Source organism: Streptomyces sp. NPDC052682, from assembly GCF_040678435.1.
Classification (GTDB): domain Bacteria; phylum Actinomycetota; class Actinomycetes; order Streptomycetales; family Streptomycetaceae; genus Streptomyces.
In genome coordinates this window covers 1-13,839 of sequence record NZ_JBFATS010000008.1, presented here as the reverse complement: position 1 = coordinate 13,839, position 13,839 = coordinate 1, and the positions used below count along the sequence as shown (strand labels likewise).

10 protein-coding genes are annotated in these 13,839 nt (G+C 73.6%); 6 read left to right on the top strand and 4 right to left on the bottom strand.

Translation table 11 applies throughout. The annotated features are described in order from the left end of the window. A complete protein-coding gene (locus AB0K80_RS14070) occupies nucleotides 1-2,091 on the bottom strand; it encodes a sigma-70 family RNA polymerase sigma factor (RefSeq protein ID WP_365669189.1) in 2,091 nt (696 codons plus the stop codon). Between the two features lie 213 nt (nucleotides 2,092-2,304). Continuing rightward, entirely contained in the window at nucleotides 2,305-3,057 is a 753-nt protein-coding gene (locus AB0K80_RS14065) for a helix-turn-helix domain-containing protein (RefSeq protein WP_365669187.1), read from the bottom strand. 381 nt (nucleotides 3,058-3,438) lie between these two features. Here AB0K80_RS14065 and AB0K80_RS14060 point away from each other — a divergent pair, with 381 nt between their 5' ends. Together AB0K80_RS14060 and AB0K80_RS14055 are read left to right on the top strand one after the other, a co-directional pair. Beyond that, complete coding sequence (locus AB0K80_RS14060; RefSeq protein ID WP_365669185.1) at nucleotides 3,439-4,815, top strand: NAD(P)/FAD-dependent oxidoreductase; 1,377 nt, start codon at nucleotides 3,439-3,441, stop codon at nucleotides 4,813-4,815. A 171-nt stretch (nucleotides 4,816-4,986) separates the two neighbouring features. Continuing rightward, nucleotides 4,987-6,627, top strand: a complete 1,641-nt coding sequence (locus AB0K80_RS14055; protein WP_365669183.1) for a SpoIIE family protein phosphatase — start codon at nucleotides 4,987-4,989, stop codon at nucleotides 6,625-6,627. A 32-nt stretch (nucleotides 6,628-6,659) separates the two neighbouring features. Here the strand turns inward: AB0K80_RS14055 and AB0K80_RS14050 are convergent, their stop codons facing one another. Further along, nucleotides 6,660-7,391, bottom strand: a complete 732-nt coding sequence (locus tag AB0K80_RS14050) for a response regulator transcription factor (RefSeq protein ID WP_365669181.1) — start codon at nucleotides 7,389-7,391, stop codon at nucleotides 6,660-6,662. Nucleotides 7,392-7,695: 304 nt separating this feature from the next. Here AB0K80_RS14050 and AB0K80_RS14045 point away from each other — a divergent pair, with 304 nt between their 5' ends. From AB0K80_RS14045 to AB0K80_RS14035, 3 genes are all read left to right on the top strand, one after another. Next, complete coding sequence (locus tag AB0K80_RS14045) at nucleotides 7,696-8,064, top strand: peptidase inhibitor family I36 protein (protein ID WP_365669179.1); 369 nt, start codon at nucleotides 7,696-7,698, stop codon at nucleotides 8,062-8,064. A gap of 1 nt (nucleotide 8,065) precedes the next feature. After that, a complete protein-coding gene (locus AB0K80_RS14040) occupies nucleotides 8,066-8,758 on the top strand; it encodes an ABC transporter ATP-binding protein (RefSeq protein ID WP_365669177.1) in 693 nt (230 codons plus the stop codon). Between the two features lie 70 nt (nucleotides 8,759-8,828). Beyond that, nucleotides 8,829-11,444: a hypothetical protein gene (locus AB0K80_RS14035; RefSeq protein WP_365669176.1), complete on the top strand. Its 2,616-nt coding sequence runs from the start codon at nucleotides 8,829-8,831 to the stop codon at nucleotides 11,442-11,444. A 46-nt stretch (nucleotides 11,445-11,490) separates the two neighbouring features. Here AB0K80_RS14035 and AB0K80_RS14030 read toward each other — a convergent pair whose 3' ends face one another. Next, on the bottom strand, nucleotides 11,491-12,759 hold the full coding sequence (locus AB0K80_RS14030) for an MFS transporter (RefSeq protein ID WP_365669708.1): 1,269 nt from the start codon (nucleotides 12,757-12,759) through the stop codon (nucleotides 11,491-11,493). Nucleotides 12,760-12,882: 123 nt separating this feature from the next. On the opposite strand from AB0K80_RS14030, the gene AB0K80_RS14025 reads away from it, so the two are divergent. Then, nucleotides 12,883-13,431 (top strand): MarR family transcriptional regulator, encoded by a 549-nt coding sequence (locus AB0K80_RS14025; protein ID WP_365669174.1) that lies wholly within the window; start codon nucleotides 12,883-12,885, stop codon nucleotides 13,429-13,431. Nucleotides 13,432-13,839: the final 408 nt, after the last annotated feature.

The following is a 13,839-nucleotide window of genomic DNA, read 5'->3' as shown; positions in this document are numbered from 1 at the left end:
CTATGCGCAGGTGAACCTGGACTCGGCCCAGTCCGCCAGTGCCAGGGAGTCGACGTGACCGTGCGGCTCGACCACCAGCCGGACGGTCCCGTGCCCGGTGAGGTCCACATGCACGGGGACGGCCGGGGCGCCGCCGTCGATCACTCCCGAGTTCCACAGCGGGACGCCGTCGGCCTGCACGGAGAAGGACACCTTGGAGAAGGACACCTTGCCCAGCTTCATCGTCGGGTCGTCCACGCCGGCGACCGCGTCGAAGGCCGTGCAGGCGCGGTCGAGGTCGACGGTGACCGAGGAGTGGCCGCGCACGGTCACGCCGTGTGCGTATCCCCGGCCGGCGACGGACAGACCGGAGCGCTGCCCCACCCGGTCGCTCGCGGCGAGGCGCGTCTCGGGCCGGGTGCCGTCGCCGGTGACGTCGAACGCCGGCGCGCTCCGCGGGTACACCTCCGGTGCGGGCGGAGGCGGTGGGGGCGTGGGTGTCGAGGTCGAGGTCGGGTTCGGCGTGGGGCTCGGGTCCGGCCGTGGTGGTTCGGGTGCGGCGCTCGGGGTCGCCGGAGTCGGCGACGGTGACGATGGCGATGGCGACGTAGGCGTCGGCTCGGGCGTGGACGGAGCGGCCGCCGGGGCCGGGGATGCGGCCCGGGCCGGCACGAGCGCCGGCGGCTTGGGCCCGGGTTCCTTCGCCGAGGGTGTGGGCGTGTCCTCGGCAGGCCCGGTCTCCGCTGAGGACGCGGGCGGTGGCGCGGCGTGGGGCTCCTTCGACGGCGTGTCGTTGCCGGCGAGCACCAACGCCAGCGCCGCGGCGGCCGTCACACCGGCCACGCCGGCGGCGATCCCCACCTTGGCCGCTACGCCGAGCCCCTCGGAAACCACGGCACCCCCACCGGCACCCGCACCACCGGACACCCCGCCGCCGGCAGCAGCGCCCGCGCCACCGGAGGCCACGGCGCCCCCGCTGGCGCCGGCACCACCGGCTGCCCCGCCGGCCGCGGCCGCGCCTGCGCCGCCGCCCCCCGCAGCAGCCGCCCCGGCACCCCCTGCGGCTCCGCCACCCCCGGCACCCGCAGCGGCTCCGCCACCCCCGGCAGCCGCAGCCCCGGCACCCCCACCGGCTCCGCCGCCCCCCACCGCAGCCGCCCCCGCGCCCCCGGCCACGAGCCCGGCCACCTTGGCGTACCCGGTGGCGCCGAGCCAGCCGAGGACCGCGACCGGCACGACGGCGGGGATACCGCCGGCGACCTCCTCGATCTGGCTCGCGGCCAGCCGGCACCTGGCGCACTCCTCCAGGTGCTTGCGCAGGCCCCGCTCGGCACGGGTGCGCAACCGGCCGCGGGCGTAGGTGCCCAGCTGGTCGGCGTAGCGCGCGCACTCCTCGGAGTCGGCGAGCGCGGCGCTGACGTGGGCCTGGAGGTAGGCCTGCCTGAGGCCCTCACGGGCGCGGCTGGCCAGGACGCGGGTGCCGTTGGCGTCCAGCCCGAAGAGCGTGGCGACCTCGCTGGGCGACTCGTCCTCCACCTCGGTGTGCCACAGCACGGCCTGCCACCGCTCCGGCAGCGACCGGAAGGCCCGTACCGCCAGGGACCGCTCGGCCTCGCGCAGGGCACGGACGTCGGCGCCGAGGTCCAGGGCGTCCTCGTCGGACACCTCGTGGGCGCGCGCTGCCTGCGTGGCGAACACCGCGAAGTCGTCGACGAGCTGCTCCCGCCGAGCCGACCGCGTCCACCCGGCGGCGACCCGCCGCACGGAGGTGAGCAGGTACGCGCGTACGGCGTGCCGGGGTCCGGACCCGCCGCGCACCGCCTGGAGCATGCCGGCGAACACCTCGGCGGTCAGGTCGTCCGCGGTGTGGGCGTCCCGACAGCAGGTCCGGGCGTACCGGCGCACCGCCGGGGCGTGGCGCCGGTACAGCTCCTCGTAGGCGGTGTCGTCGCCGGCCCGCATCCGGCCGACGAGGTCGGCGTCGGACGCAGGCAGGTCCAGCGGCAGGGCGCCGTCCTCGCGCCGGTCGCGCTGCGCGGGGACGCCGCCGTCCGAGGGCCTGCCGGGGTCGCCTTCCGACGGGCCGCCGGCCCGTCCCCCCTCAACGCTCATTCGCGGAAAGCCCCCGCCCGCTGCCCGACCCGACCAGAACACGGGTCAGGGTGCCACAGCGGCTTCTGCCCAGGACACCGCGGGACGGCGCATCCACTCATCCGTGGGGACGTGCCGAAAACCAGTACCAGCCCTCAGCTGTTCGGGGAAGACGCACCGCTTCATCCCGGACCGCGGTGCGCCAACCGCTCTGAGGCCCGTACGGCCGCCTGCTCACGACGGCCGGGACCGCAGCCCCTCCAGCAGGATGTCGAGCAGCCGAGCCGAAGCAGCCGCCTGCTGCGCCGCGTCCGGCAGCGAGGGCGCGGCCGTCGCGATCACCAGCAGTACGTCCGACACCGACACGTCCGGCCGCAGCTCACCCGCCGCGCGGGCCCGCTCCACGAGCTGCCCCACGACCTGCAGCAGCGCCGCCGCCCCCGCGTCGTCCTGCGGCGCGAGCCCCGGCGGCTCCTCGGGCACCAGCCGCAGCTCGCCCGCGCCCGGCTGGGTCCGCTGCTGCGGCACCCGGGCGGCGGCCTCGTCGGCCACCCCCACCCGCAGCACCTGCGGCGGCAGCAGCCGCCCCGCACCCGAGGCCACCGACGTGCGCAGGAAGCGCGACAGCGCCGACCACGGCTCGTCCTCCTGCCCGAGTGCCGCCCGCGCCTGCTCGGTCAGCCGGGACGTCTCCTCCTCGGCTATCCGCCGCACCAGGACGTCCTTGCTCGGGAAACGCCGGTACACCGTGCCGACACCGACCCGCGCGCGCCGCGCCACGTCCTCCATCGGCGCGCCGTACCCCAGCTCGCCGAAGACCTCCCGTGCCGCCCTCAGCACGTGCTCAAGATTGCGCTGTGCGTCCACCCGCAACGGCGTCGTCCGCGTCTGGTCCCCGCGTCCGTGCCCCGCCGCCGCGCTCATCGTCGTCGCGCCGCCAGGTACCACGGCGGACGCGGATGTCCCGTACGAACTGTGAACATGCATAAGCATTCCCCCGGTAAATGACGTCTCCCCCCGGAGACCTCTCCCCGTCACCGAAAATCCGGAGCGCGCGGAACAAGCTCGTTGCCCGGGCCCGTAGTCGAGGACCCGACGAGCGCACCCCCCTACACCCCGTCGACACACGAACATAGTTGAGAGGGAGTCAATTCAGAAGGGGCACGTTCCGCACAGAGCGCCCCCCGATCGGAGCACGCGTCGTGATCGTCCCGATTGGGGCCCCGCCCGTTCCCCGGCCCACCCGTCCTGACCTGGGGATCTTCCATGCGCTCCGGTCGCCCGCCCGGCTCCGCGCGCCCGCGCCGCCCGGTCACACAATTTGTCGGGGCTGTGGACAAACGCAAGCGGCGGGGGCGTCATGGGAGGGTGAAGGAACGTGCGCGCATTCTCGTTGTCGGCGGCGGCTACGTCGGGATGTACACGGCCCTGCGCCTCCAGGAGAAGCTGGGGCAGGAGCTGAGGCGGGGCGAGGCCGAGATCACGGTCGTCACACCGGACCCGTACATGACGTACCAGCCCTTCCTGCCCGAGGCCGCCGCCGGCGCCATCTCGCCGCGCCACGTCGTCGTACCGCTGCGCCGGGTCCTCGGCCACTGCCATGTGATCATCGGCGAGGCGCAGGCCATCGACCACGCGGCCCGCACCGCCACCGTCACCACCCTCGCCACCGACGAGGAGGGCACCGGCGGACGCCTCCTCACCTACGACGAACTGGTCCTCGCCCCCGGCTCCGTCTCGCGCACCCTGCCCATCCCCGGCCTCGCCGAGCACGGCATCGGCTTCAAGACCGTCGAGGAGGCCATCGGGCTGCGCAACCACGTCCTGGAGCAGATGGACATCGCCTCCTCCACCCGCGACCCCGCGCTCCGCGACGCGGCCCTCACCTTCGTCTTCGTCGGCGGCGGCTACGCCGGCGTGGAGGCGCTGGGCGAGCTGGAGGACATGGCCCGCTACGCCACCCGCTACTACCACAACCTCCGCCCCGAGGACATGAAGTGGATCCTCGTGGAGGCCTCCGACCGCATCCTGCCCGAGGTCGGCGAGGAGATGGGCCGCTACACGGTCAGCGAACTGCGCCGCCGCAACATCGACGTACGCCTCCACACCCGCCTGGAGTCCTGCGCCGACCGGGTGGCCGTCCTCAGCGACGGCGCCCGCTTCCCCACCCGTACGGTCGTGTGGACGGCCGGCGTCAAGCCCCACCCGGTCCTCGCCGCCACCGACCTGCCGCTGACCGACCGCGGCCGCCTGAAGTGCACCCCCGAGCTGACCGTGCAGGGCACCACGCACGCGTGGGCCGCGGGAGACGCCGCCGCCGTCCCCGACGTCACCGCCGCGGAGCCCGGCCGGGACTGCGCCCCCAACGCCCAGCACGCCGTCCGCCAGGCCCGTCTGCTCGCCGACAACATCGTGCACTCCCTGCGCGGCGAGCCACTGGAGACGTACGCCCACAAGTACGCCGGCTCGGTCGCCTCCCTCGGCTTCCACAAGGGCGTCGCCCACGTCTACGGGCGCCGGATCAAGGGCTACCCCGCCTGGTTCATGCACCGCGCCTACCACCTCAGCCGCGTGCCCACCTTCAACCGCAAGGCGCGCGTGCTGGCCGAATGGACCCTGGCCGGGCTGTTCAAACGGGAGATCGTCTCCCTGGGTTCGCTCGAACACCCCCGGGCGGAGTTCGAACTGGCGGCCGGTGGAAAGCCTTCCCAGGACCCCCCGGACAACCCGAAGGGGTCGTCCTGACCGGACCCAGGAACTCCACGGGCCGGCCCGGCGTCTGACGGATGTTGGCCCGGTCGGCGCACTGCCAGACTGGTCCCCCACGCGGGCGGCTCGCCGCTCACCCCGGTACGGCCCCGGGGCCCCGGCCGGTCCCGGTGCCGGCCGCCGACACCTGACACGAGGCAAGGATTCGTGAACTTCACGCGCTGGAGCGCCCGGCTCCCCGGAACGCAGCGCCGCGCCACAGCGCGGACCGAGCACACCCTCTCCCCGGAGGGTTCCGTCCCCGCCGCCCGCGTCGAACACCTGACCGACCAGGCGCCGCCCGTGCCCGCCGTCGAGGACCTGCGGGTCCGCGAGGTCCTCGACCGGGTCCCGTCCCTGGCCGCCCTGGTCCACGGCCCCGACCACCGCATCGCCTACGTCAACGACGCCTACACGGCCGCCTTCGGCGTACGCCCCCCCGGCGCACCCGCCCGCCAAGCGCTCCCGGAACTCGACGAGTTGGGTCTGCTGCCCCTCCTGGACCAGGTGCTGCGCAGCGGCAAGCCCCGTACGGTGAAGTCCCGCAAGGCCCCCGACGGCCGCTCCTACACCTTCACCTGCACCCCGGTCACCGAAGGCGAGGGCGGCGGCCGCGGGGTCCTCGTCTTCGCCACCGACGTCACCGACCACGCGGAGGCCGCCGAGCGCCTGCGCGCCAGCGAACGCCGCCAGCGCGAGACGGCGGTCACCCTCCAGCGCTCCCTGCTGCCCCAGAAACTCGAGGAACCCGACGACCTGCGCGTCGCCGCCACCTACCACCCCGGCGGCACCGAGACCGCCGTCGGCGGCGACTGGTACGACGTGATCACCCTGGGCGGCGGCCGCACCGCCCTGGTCATCGGCGACGTCATGGGCCGCGGTGTGCGCGCGGCGGCGGTCATGGGCCAGCTCCGCACGGCGGTGCGCGCCTACGCCCGCCTCGACCTGCCCCCGCACGAGGTGCTGCAACTCCTCGACGGCCTGGCCACCGAGATCGACGCCAACCAGATCGCCACGTGCGTGTACGCCGTCCACGACCCCAACGAGGGCAGGCTGGTGTACGCCTCCGCCGGCCACCTGCCCATCCTGGTCCGCGACCAGAACGGCACGGTCCTGCGCGCCGACGAGCCCACCGGTCCCCCGCTGGGCACCGGCGGCTGGATCCACGCCTCCGGCTCCGTCCCCCTCGGCCCCGGCTCGACGGCCGTGCTCTACACCGACGGCCTGGTGGAGCGCCGCAACGAGGACCTGGACGAGGGCATCACCGCCCTGGAACGCGCCCTGGCCGGCGCCACCGGCACCCCCCAGGTGATCTGCGACCGCCTGGTCCGCTCGGCCGGGGTCACGGCCGACCACGACGACGACGTGGCGGTCCTGGTCCTCCAGCACCCGGCCCGCACCGGCCCGGAGAGCGAGCTGTTCCGCAACGCGTCCCTGGAGCTCATCGGCGGGGTCGAGGCGGCCCCACGCGCGCGTGCCTTCGCCTCCGGCGTCCTGACCAGCTGGCGCTTCCCCGCCGACCTGCACGACCTCGGCGTGCTGGCCGCCAGCGAACTGGTCGCCAACTCCCTCCAGCACGGCACACCCCCCATGCGGCTGCGCCTGCGCCGCACCGACCGCCGCCTGATCATCGAGGTCACCGACGGCGACGACCACCTCCCCAGGCGCCGGCGCGCCGAACCGGGCGACGAGTCGGGCCGGGGCATCGCCATCGTCGCCACGATCGCCTCCCACTGGGGCTGCAGACGCACCCCGGGCGGCGGCAAGGCGGTGTGGTGCGAGTTCGTCCTGCCGTGCGGCATGGCGTGACCAGGGCGGCGGTCCGTCCCGCCGCACATCCGTCACGTCGGCTCGGGCACCTGCCGATCCGGCCGGCGCAGCGCGCCGCCCTCCGCGCGCCAGGCGATGTGGGCCGCGTGGAGGCGGGTCGCGACGCCCAGTTTGGCGTAGATGCGGCGGAGGTGGTCCTTGACGGTGTCGGGGCTCAGGCCGAGGGCGTCGGCGATCTCCCGGTTGGGCAGGCCGTCGCCGACGAGTGCGAGCACGTCCCGTTCGCGCGCGGTGAGCTTGGCGACCAAGGTGTGGGCGGCGCCTTCCAGCCGCTCCGGGGAGGGCTGGACATAGGCGGCCTTCAGGGCCTGCGTCAGGCAGGGATCCAGCGCCAGGCTGCCGTGCGCCACGGCGGTGACGGCCCAGGGCAGGTGCCGGCCGGCGGTGGCGCGCAGCAGCAGGCCCGCCGCGCCCTGGCGCAGCAGCTGGCGTGTGCCGTGGGGGGTGAGCTGCTCGGCCAGGACGACGCTGGCGGGCTTGGCGTGGCCGCCACGGGGACCGGACGGATCCGGTCGTCGCCGCCCGGCGCCGCCTGCCTGCCCGTCGGGTCCGGGGGATTCCCGGCCGCCGAGCCGCAGCAGCGTGTGCAGGGCCTCGCTCTCCGCCGCGTGGCTGATCACCAGCACGTCGGGCCGCGACCAGCGCACGATGTCCGCCAGCGTGCCGGGCGCTCCCTCGGCGACCACGCTGAACTGCTGGGCTTCCTCCAACGCCGCACGGACCGCCATGCGCGCGGAGTGCATCGGGGCCACCAAAGCGACACGCACCATACTGTTCCCCCGGTCAAGTCGGAACGGTTGATGGCGAGGACCGCTCTGGTCAGAAGCGGTCATCCATGGTTCAACAACCGCACGCAGCCTCACAGTTGGTCATGCGTCGGTCAAGCGCATACCGGCGCTACGGCACATGTCCCTCCGCGTCAACTCCCCGGCCGGGTGGAGATGACCTCCTGTCCCCCCTCAAGGGGGGTGCACGCGTGACAGACGGTGCGGCAGGTTTCTTGCCGAAGTGCGCGGACACCGCGCACCCGGCGCACAAGGGGGAACGATGAGAATCAAGACCGCTCTCGCGGCCACGATGATCGTGGGCGCGAGCCTGCTCACCACCCAGGGCGTGGCCAGCGCGGCCCTGAGCGACTGCAACTCCAACAACATGTGCATGTGGGGCAACAACGACTTCCGGTGGATGATCGGCGAACGCGCCCACGGCTCCGCCACCTGGGCGAACCTCAGCGGGGACCGCAACGACGAGATGGACTCGTGGGCCAACCGCTCCGCCAGCCACACCGGCTGCATGGCGGAGCACTCCAACGGCTCGGGCGACAAGCAGACCATGCACAGGAACGACAACGACAACAACGTCGCCCCCTGGAACAGCGACGAGATCTCCTCCTGGCGCACGACGAACGGATGCTGAGTTGACCACAGCCGCTGGTGCACCGCTGGTCCGGACGAGCGGGGTGTGCAAGGCGTACCGCTCCGCGGCCGAAACCGTATGGGCCGCGCGAGACGTGGACTTCACCGCCCGGGCGGGGGAGTTCGTGTGCGTGTACGGCGCCAGCGGCTCTGGCAAGTCGACCCTGCTGAACCTGCTCGCCGGCCTGGACCTCGCCGACTCGGGCGAGATCCAGGTCGGTGGTGTCGACGTCCGCACGGCGAACGAGGCGCAGCGCGCGGAACTGCGGCTGCGCACCGTCGGGGTGGTGTTCCAGGAACACAACCTCATCGAGGAGTTCACCGCGGCGGAGAACGTCGCGCTGCCCCTGGAGGCGACCGGCCTGCCGGTCCCCGAAGCCCGTGCACAGGCGCTGGAGCAGCTCTCCCGCGTCGGACTGGCCGGACTGGAGGACCGGTTCCCCGCACAGATGTCCGGTGGCCAGCGGCAACGGGTGGGCGTCGCCCGGGCGCTGACCGGGCAGCGGACGGTCCTGCTGGCCGACGAACCGACCGGCGCGCTGGACTCCGCGGCCACCCGGGAGCTGTTCGAGCTGTTCCGGACGCTGTGCGACGACGGTGTCCTGGCGGTGATCTGTTCCCACGACCCGCGCTGCCGCGACTACGCCGACACGGTCTACGAGGTCATCGACGGCCGTCTGGAACGGCGCTCGTGAACACCGCGGAGCGTGTGAACACCACCGCGCTCCTGAACACCACGGACACGACAGAGGGGCACCGGGCCGCATGACGCAGGACCGCACGACCCACCCCGTGCCGCCGCCCGGCCCCGCCGCGTACACCAGCCAGGTCCGCCTGGCCCTGCGGCTCGCACGGCGGCTGGCCCGCTCGCGGACCCTGGCCCGGTCGGTGGCCCTGGTGTTCGTCGCCGCGCTGCTGGTGATGGCCATGTTCGTCACCCTGCGGACGCTGTCCCTGTCGGGTGAGCAGGTCGCCGACCACGAACTGGGCCGCTACGCGGCCAAGGTCGGTTACGGCAGCGGGGTCTCCCTCCGGCCGGGCGACGACACGTTCGTCGCCGACCTGCGGTCCCGGGCGCGCAAGGCCGGGGCGGCCGACGCCCAGGTGGTGCTCAGTGCGACCGACGTCCAGCTGAACACCACGCCCGCCCGCAACGTCACGGCCCTGGAGACCGACTGGACCGCCCGGCCGTATCCCGAGCGGTACCGCCTGCTGTCCGGTCGGTGGCCGAGCCGTCCCGGCGAGGTGGCGGTCACCGAACCGCACGACGTGGACACGCCGGTGGGCAGAACGCTCACGGTGCTGGGCGACGTACGCCTCCAGGTCGTCGGCACCGTCGACGACCGCGCCGCGGACTCCACCAACCTGCTGCTCGGACCGGGCACCTGGGCGGCGCTCGACCCCGCGCTGAGCGAGGGATTCCCGGTGCTGGCCGCTCAGATGGACCTGCTGTGGTCCGGGGAGCGGCCGAAGGCCGTCGCCGACGCGTTCCTCGGCGCGGCCCGCACCTGGGCGCGCGGCCAGGACGGCAACGCGGACGCCGCCGCCCTCAGCCGCAACGGCCGGCCGGCCGTGCTCGCCACCCTGGTCACCAGGGATCAGCTGGCGGCGCGCCCCCAGAAGACCTGGATCGAGAAGACCCCGGCCGGCTACACCGTTCCCTCCCTCCTGGTGCCGACGGCCGCCGTCGCCCTGGTGTACGGGCTGAACGGCCGCCGGTTCAGACGCACCACCGCCGCCATGGAGTCCGTGGGCGTCTCCCGGACAGCGGCGGCCGCGGGCCCGGGCCTGGCCGCTCTGGCCTGGTCGCTGGCCGCCGCGGTGTGCGGCACCGTCGCCGGTGTGGCGGTGGGCCTGGGCGCCCGCCTGCTCATCTCGCAGCTGCGCGACCGCCCCGCGGGCCCGGTCGACGACCTGGCCACGCCCGCGCTGCGCCTGCTCGCCGTGATCCTGGTGACCGGCCTGGCCGCCTCAGCCCTGCTCGCCCGCACCCGCCGCGACGGCTCCGCCTCGCCGCGCGGCGAGGACGACCACGCCCCCCGGGCCGCCCGTACGTCCTCCCGCCGCGTCCGCGACGCCCGGCACCTGCTGGCCGTCGCCGCGTGGTGCGCCACGGTGGTGTACGCCACCCGGATCGACTCGCCCGCCCAGGCCATGGTGCTCACCGGCATCGTGATCGTCGCGGTGCTGCTGATCATCCCCGAGGTGTTCGCCGGGCTGCTCAGGCTGCTGCCCGAGGCCGGCCCCCGCCGCCGTCTGGTACGCCGCCAGCTGGCCGCCGACCGGGGCAGGGCCTGCGCCGCCCTGGCCGTGCTCACCGTCCTGCTCGGGGCGTCGCTGGGCTATCTCACCCTGCTGGACACCCTGATCCGCACAGCCGAGAAACAGGCGTACCCGGCGGTGCTCCCCGGGCAGGTCCTGCTGGCCGGCCACCAGAGCGACACGTTCCCGCCCGGCAAGGCGCTGCTGAGCACCGTCGACCGCTCCGGCGTGCTCGACGGCCGGCCCCGTACCGAAGTGCGCTACCTGATGGCCGGCGACCCCGACGACCCCCGGATGGCCGGCCGGGAGGGGTACGACGGCAGCCTGCTGGCCGCGGACACCGTCCGGGACGTGGAGCGGCTGACCGGCCGGCGGCTCGACCCCACCCAGCGCTCCGTCCTGCGCGACGGCGGTCTGCTGGTCTGGGCCCACGTCGCGGACGCTCCCACCGGGGGGCACGCGCGCACCCGCCTCGTCGTCCGCCAGGGCGACAAGGCCCTGAGCCGCACCGCCGAGCTGCCCGCGGCCGCCCTCGAGGTGGCCCCGGCCGAGTGGCGGACGGGCTCCGACGGCATCATGCTGCGCGCCACCGCCGCCGCGCTCCGGCTGCCGGTCCAGGCACACGGACCCGTCATGGTCACCGGTGTCTCCGACGCCACGGCCCGAGCGCTGCAACAGGCCGTCGTCGACGCCGGACTGGACGCGGGAGCGGTCCTCATCCACGTGCCGCCCGACGACCCGGTACCTCCGGCAGCGCTCCTGGCCACCGCGGTGGGCCTGGTGGTCCTGGCCCTCGCCGCCGTCCTCGCCGCGACCCGCAGCCAGACCCGCGTCCTGCGCCGCTATCTCGCCCGGCTGATCGCCGTCGGCATCCCCCCGCGCTGGGCGCGTCAGGTGCTGCTCTGCCAGCACGCCGCCCTCATCGCGGTGAGCACCCTGCTCGGCCTCGTGATCGCCGTGGTCCCGAGCGTCGTGCTCGCCGCGCGGATCTCCGGCTTCGTGCTCAGCGTCCCCTGGTGGCAGCTCGGCGTGCTGGCCGCGGCAATCTACTTCGCCGCGCTCCTCGCCGCCGCGCACTCCGTCCACAGACTCCGCGTGACCGAAGCACGAGCAGCCTGACCGAAACCGCCCCCCGCGGGAACAGCCCCGTACCGGCCAGGCGCTGTCAGCCGTGCGCCCTGGCGGGCTCCACGGGCGCCCCGCCGTGCGCGACCACCCGGCTCCCGGCGAGCCCCGGCTGGTCCTGCACGGCCGAGAGCTGCCGCCCGAGCCGCAGCGCCAGCACGCAGATGCCCAGGGAGAACAGCAGGAACATCCCGATGTACGGCGCGTGCAGCGACGCCCCCAGCGGACCGCCCACCGCGGGCCCCACCGCCAGCGCGAGCTGCTTCACCAGGGCGAAGGCCGAGTTGTACTGCCCTGCCAGACCCGTCGGCGCCAGATCGGCGACCAGCGGGGCGACGGTCGGCGACAACATCGCCTCCCCCAGCCCGAACAGCGCGTACGTCGACACGAACGCGGCCGTCGCCATCTCCTGGCTGCCGTGCCCGAGCCCGGCGTACCCGGCCACGGCCCAGGCCACGGCCCAGATCAGCCCCACGGCCGCGATCACCCGCGACCGCCGGCGCCGCTCCACGAACCGCAGCACCAGGAACTGCGCGACCACGATCATCAGCGTGTTGGCCGCCAGCGCCGTCCCGAGCGCCGACGTCGAGATCCCGGCGGCCTCCACCCCGTACGCGCTCAGCCCGGACTCGAACTGCCCGTAGCAGGCGAAGAACAGCACGAAGCCCAGCACACACAGCTGCACCATGGCCCGGTTCTCCAGCAGCTGCTTCCAGCTGCCCTTGGCGGACGGCGCGTCCTCGATCCGCGGCGAGTGCGGCAACCGCACCGTCGTCATGACCACGACCAGCAGCAGGAACATCGCCGCCTCGATCGCGAACAGCAGCGTGAAGGAGGAGGCCCGCGTGGTGTCGACGAGGTGCCCGCCGATCAGCCCACCGACCCCGAGCCCCAGGTTCTGCAGGAAGAACTGCGTGGCGAACGCCCGCGACCGCGTGCCCGCCGACGAACACTCCACGATCATCGTCGCGAGCGCCGGCTGCATCACGGCCTGCCCGGCCCCCAGCAGCGACGCCGACAGCAGCACGCTCGCCGCTCCGCTCGCCAGCCCCAGGCTCAGCGCCCCGACGGCGGCGGCGACCAGGGCGGCGAGCAGCACCGGAAGCGGGCCCCGCCGGACGATGGCCCGCCCGGCGAACGGCAGCACGACCAGCGCGGCCACAGCGAAAACGGCGAGTACGACACCCGCCGTCACGGCCCCCAGCCCCCGCACCTGCGCCACATAGACGTACAGGTAGGGGACGGTGAAGCCGAGCCCGAAAGCGCTGAGTGCGTTGCCCACGTGGATCCGGCGCATCGCTGCGCCCATCGCCCTGGTCACGTTCACCTCTCTCACTAGTTAGACGTGAAGACTTCGAAGCTAAAATTCGAAGCTAAAGAGTACACATCGAAGGACTTCAAGGCAAAGCCTCAGCGTGCGATACTGCCGCCCATGGCCGAGACCCCCGGCGTCAGCGAGCCGACCCTCGAAGAGCAGATCGCGGCGTACCAGCGCGAGTTCCAGGACCTCGACCCCCAGGTCGAGAAGATCGTGTCGGCGCTGTCCCGGCTGAACCGCCGTATGAACGTCGCCTACGGCCGCCAGACCGCCGCACTCGGCATCAGCAACGCCGAGTGGGAGGTCCTCAAGGCCCTCGTGCTCTCCGGCGCCCCCTACCGCATGGGCCCCAGCGACCTCGCCAAGCGCCTCGGCCTGACTCCGGCCGCGATGACCCACCGGATCGACCGCATGGTCGCCGAAGGACTGGTGACCCGGGAGCGGGACGAGAGCAACCGCGTCCGTGTGATCGTCGAGCTGACACCGGAGGGGCGAGAGAAGTGGCTCGAGGCGATGCGTCTGGCGACGGTCTTCGAGGAGGACCTGCTCCAGGACCTCTCTGCCGAAGAGCGGACGGCCCTCGGTGAGGTCCTCATCCGCCTCCTGCGCAGGGTGGAACACGCCCAGCCCGACGCCGGCGGACGCCTCTCCGACCTGGACTGACGCCCCCTGGAAAAGATCTTGACAGGGGCACCTTGACAGCCACCCTCCCGATCCGTAGAGTTCTTCGGGTTGCCGGGGAGCCGTAACGGTTCTGCGACAGCACTTCCGCCGCACGAGCGGCACCCAACCACCAGCAAGATCTCTCCCAACGGGGTTGATTTCGGCGTGCCCGAATTCAATTCGCCATTGGGCAGTGGTGAACATGATCAGTTCCGCAAGGATCCGATTTTGGAATCGCCCGGAGAGCGCGCTAAGGTTGGAGACGTCGGAAGGGCCCAACGGTCCGGAGGACAACCCCTTCTGACTGGGGATCAGATCTGATAGAGTCGGAAACACCGAAGGGAAGCGCCCGGAGGAAAGCCGCGAGAGAGTCTCTCGGGTGAGTACGAAGGAAGCGTCCGTTCCTTG

Coding starts and splice junctions, on each gene's coding strand:
- AB0K80_RS14025 (WP_365669174.1), top strand. CDS start 12,883: ATGGCCGAGACCCCCGGCGTCAGCGAGCCGACCCTCGAAGAGCAGATC.
- AB0K80_RS14050 (WP_365669181.1), bottom strand. CDS start 7,391: ATGCACTCCGCGCGCATGGCGGTCCGTGCGGCGTTGGAGGAAGCCCAG.
- AB0K80_RS14035 (WP_365669176.1), top strand. CDS start 8,829: ATGACGCAGGACCGCACGACCCACCCCGTGCCGCCGCCCGGCCCCGCC.
- AB0K80_RS14045 (WP_365669179.1), top strand. CDS start 7,696: ATGAGAATCAAGACCGCTCTCGCGGCCACGATGATCGTGGGCGCGAGC.
- AB0K80_RS14070 (WP_365669189.1), bottom strand. CDS start 2,091: ATGAGCGTTGAGGGGGGACGGGCCGGCGGCCCGTCGGAAGGCGACCCC.
- AB0K80_RS14065 (WP_365669187.1), bottom strand. CDS start 3,057: ATGCATGTTCACAGTTCGTACGGGACATCCGCGTCCGCCGTGGTACCT.
- AB0K80_RS14030 (WP_365669708.1), bottom strand. CDS start 12,759: ATGGGCGCAGCGATGCGCCGGATCCACGTGGGCAACGCACTCAGCGCT.